The organism is Dietzia sp. 2505 (assembly GCF_040546785.1).
Lineage (GTDB): Bacteria > Actinomycetota > Actinomycetes > Mycobacteriales > Mycobacteriaceae > Dietzia.
Genome location: NZ_JBEPON010000014.1, coordinates 1 through 2,990 on the forward strand (window position 1 = coordinate 1; position 2,990 = coordinate 2,990).

Below are 2,990 nucleotides of genomic sequence, written 5' to 3' on the forward strand. Positions count from 1 at the left end.
CGAGAGCCCCCGAATCGCCTCACGCGACTCGGGGGCTCTCGTCATTCCACCCCACCCTCACCGACCACCACACCCCACACCCGCCCCGCCAGAACGGCGCATCGTCGTCTCTCCTGGCAGGCTGCAGAGGTGCCCGCGGGCCATCCGAGGATGATCGGGCACGCGTCAGCGGTTCGGTTGACCAACGGGCCGAAGCGACCCGGCCTTCGGAACGGTCTGGCCGGCGTGCGTGGGGTCTGCTTGGTCTGAGTTCCGGGGTTGAGAGGGGGGCCGACGTGGTGAGTATGCGGTTGGACCGGCTCGCGCTCGAGCGTCGGCAGGTGTGGATCTACGTCGCGGGCATTGCCGCGGGTCTCGCAGCGGGGAGCACCACCCCGGGAATGGGGTCGATCGCCGAGCTGCTGTTGTGGCCGGTTCTCGCCCTCTTGCTCTTTGCCACGTTCCTCCAGGTTCCGCTGCTGCACCTGATCTCCGCCTCGCGTGACCTACGGTTCGTCGGGGTGGCGCTGTTGGGCAACTTCGTACTCATGCCCCTGATCGTGTGGGCGATGGTGTCCCTCCTTCCCGGGGACCCCGCTATCCGTCTAGGCGTGCTGTTGGTACTGCTCGTGCCGTGTACCGACTGGTTCATCAGCTTCACCCAGCTCGCGGGAGGGGATGTGCCCCGGGCCGTTGCGGTGACCCCTGTCAACCTCGTTCTGCAGCTGCTTCTACTTCCTCTCTATCTGTTTCTCATGGCGCGAGAGGAAGTCACAGGCTTGGTCACCCTCAACGTGGTGGCGCCGGCGCTGCTGATCGTCGCCGTGCCGCTGATCGCGGCGGCGGTCACGCAGCGGTGGGTCGATGCCCGCCCGGGGCGTCTTGTGGTGCGCGATCGTTGGGCCTGGGCCCCGGTCCCGCTGCTCGCGAGTGTCGTGTTCTTAGTGGCCACGGCTCAAGTGGATACGGTGCTCGGTGCACTGGACGTTCTTCCGATGGTCGTCCCGGTCTTCGTGGCGTTCCTGCTCGCGGCCGCGCTCACCGCCAAGGCTCTGGCGGCCTCGTTCTCTCTTCCGCCCCAACAGGCCCGGACACTAGCATTCGGACTCGGGACACGGAACTCCTTCGTCGTTCTTCCGCTCGCTCTTTCTCTGCCTGAGGGATTCGAGGTCGCCGCAGTCGTGATCGTGGCGCAGACCCTGGTCGAGCTACTCGGAATGATCGTCTTCCTCCGGCTGATTCCGGTGGTGTTCAGGACCGGCCCGCGCGCCGCCGGGGGACGGTGAAACCCACCGTAGAGCCGGTGCCATACCACCCGATGTGCTCACCGCACCTATGTGCGCTCGGCTGGTGCGAGTGTGTCGCGACTGAAGCCCACGGTGTCGGCGCTCCACCGTGAGTCGGATGCGTGTGTCACACGATGGCGTCGAAGGCGTGGCGAAGTGTCGTGACTCCGTCGGTCGCGAGGAAGTGGCCCGCGCCCGGGACGACCTGAGCCGACGTGCCGAGTAGACCGGCGAGGCGGTCTGTGAGTTCGACAGGCACATGATCATCGTCGTCGGAGCGCAAGACGGTGAGCGACCCGGTCCTCTCTCTGACCCCGGACAGGTCCACTGCGTCTCCGATGAAGTCGTCCAGTTCGGGTAGACCCGGCAACGGGTCGACGAATCCCGAGACGAGCACGAGTGTGCCCACCTTCCACGCACCCTTCAGAGAGGCGAGGTGTCGGAGAACGGTGAGGCAACCGAGGCTGTGGGCGACGACGATCGTGCCTGTACCCGGGTTCCCGAGCTGTTCTGCGGCGGTAGCCGCCCACGTGTCCGGAGATGGTGCCGCGGAATCCGGCAAAGCGGGTATCCGTGTGGGGACCCCCGCATGTTCGAGTTGTTCCGCGAGCCAGCCGAACCAATGGTCCGCGGGCGTCGCCCCGTACCCGTGGAAGATCACTGCCTGGGTGGTTCCTACCGTCGTCATGCCACCGAACGGTAGACCGTGCCGTCAGGGTAGGTCTGTATCACCCCCGGACCCCCCCGGGGGGGGGGGGGTGACCCGCTACGTCCCACCAGGCCGTGGCCGGGGATCACTCCGGCAAGCGAGAGCCCGTCGATCAGGTGCAGCCCGAGCATGGGGACAGTACTTCGCCAGCTCGCGCCGACGACTCGATGTGCTGACCAGTTCGGTGGCCGACGGGCACCAGAGGCCGGGTGGCGATGGTCGGGAAGTTCTCGGACCGTATCGACGCGAGGTACACGGCGGTCACCACTGATCGACACCGCAGGGTGCAACCGGCCATGGTGCGCGCGGACGGCCGGCGACGGATTGGTGGGGCGCCGGGCCCGGTAGGAGTTACCCGGTTCAGCCGGCGGCACAGCAGAGGCGATCACGGGTGATTCCGGTGAGTTGGCAGGCGGTCGTGATTCGCAAGACGAGGCCTCCTGCCCTGAGTCCTCCCCAGACGGTCCCAGATGGCTCCAGACGGTTCCAGACGGTCGTCAGTCGACGACCACTGAGCGCACGCGACAGTGCTCCGGGACGAGGATTCGATACCGCGTCGCAGCTCGAGCCGCACTGACGACCAGAGCGGCGGCTGGAGGTGAGAACACGGCAGGGACGTATCTGGAAGTCTCGTCGGCACATAACCTGGGCGATGGACGTGCGATGCCGCGCAAGGTTGCCGCCGACAGCGGTGACCAGGCGATTTGGTGTTCCGTTGGGGCGCGTGTAACTTTATCGGAGCCGCCAGGGAGCGGGGTTGGGCCGAGAGGTTCGAGTCCTGGTTTCGGGCGGTGGCTTCGCGAAAGGGGGCCGAAAGATCGGGTTGACCGATCGACTTCGGTCCGCTAGAGTAGTCAAGCTGTCTCCGACGGAGAGCGGCAACTTCCCCCGAAGGTATGTGGCGATAGTGCCACATGGCGACGGTGTGGTGGTGTTGTTTGAGAACTCAACAGTGTGTTTTGTTTGTGATAGTGCCAAATTTTTTGTTTGGTTGCGACCCTTTTCACATCCCTGTC

The 2,990-nt window shown here is 65.7% G+C and carries 2 protein-coding genes; one reads left to right on the forward strand and one right to left on the reverse strand.

What is annotated here, in order from left to right; genetic code table 11:
- Nucleotides 1-284 precede the first annotated feature (284 nt).
- A complete protein-coding gene (locus ABIE38_RS18065) occupies nt 285-1,265 on the forward strand; it encodes a bile acid:sodium symporter (protein WP_354058660.1) in 981 nt (326 codons plus the stop codon).
- A gap of 127 nt (nt 1,266-1,392) precedes the next feature.
- Here the strand turns inward: ABIE38_RS18065 and ABIE38_RS18070 are convergent, their stop codons facing one another.
- Entirely contained in the window at nt 1,393-1,953 is a 561-nt protein-coding gene (locus tag ABIE38_RS18070; RefSeq protein ID WP_354058658.1) for an RBBP9/YdeN family alpha/beta hydrolase, read from the reverse strand.
- Between the last annotated feature and the right edge of the window lie 1,037 nt (nt 1,954-2,990).

What these genes read in the sequence shown, in the direction of transcription:
- ABIE38_RS18065 (WP_354058660.1), top strand. Translation starts at nt 285, where the DNA reads ATGCGGTTGGACCGGCTCGCGCTCGAGCGTCGGCAGGTGTGGATCTAC.
- ABIE38_RS18070 (WP_354058658.1), bottom strand. Translation starts at nt 1,953, where the DNA reads ATGACGACGGTAGGAACCACCCAGGCAGTGATCTTCCACGGGTACGGG.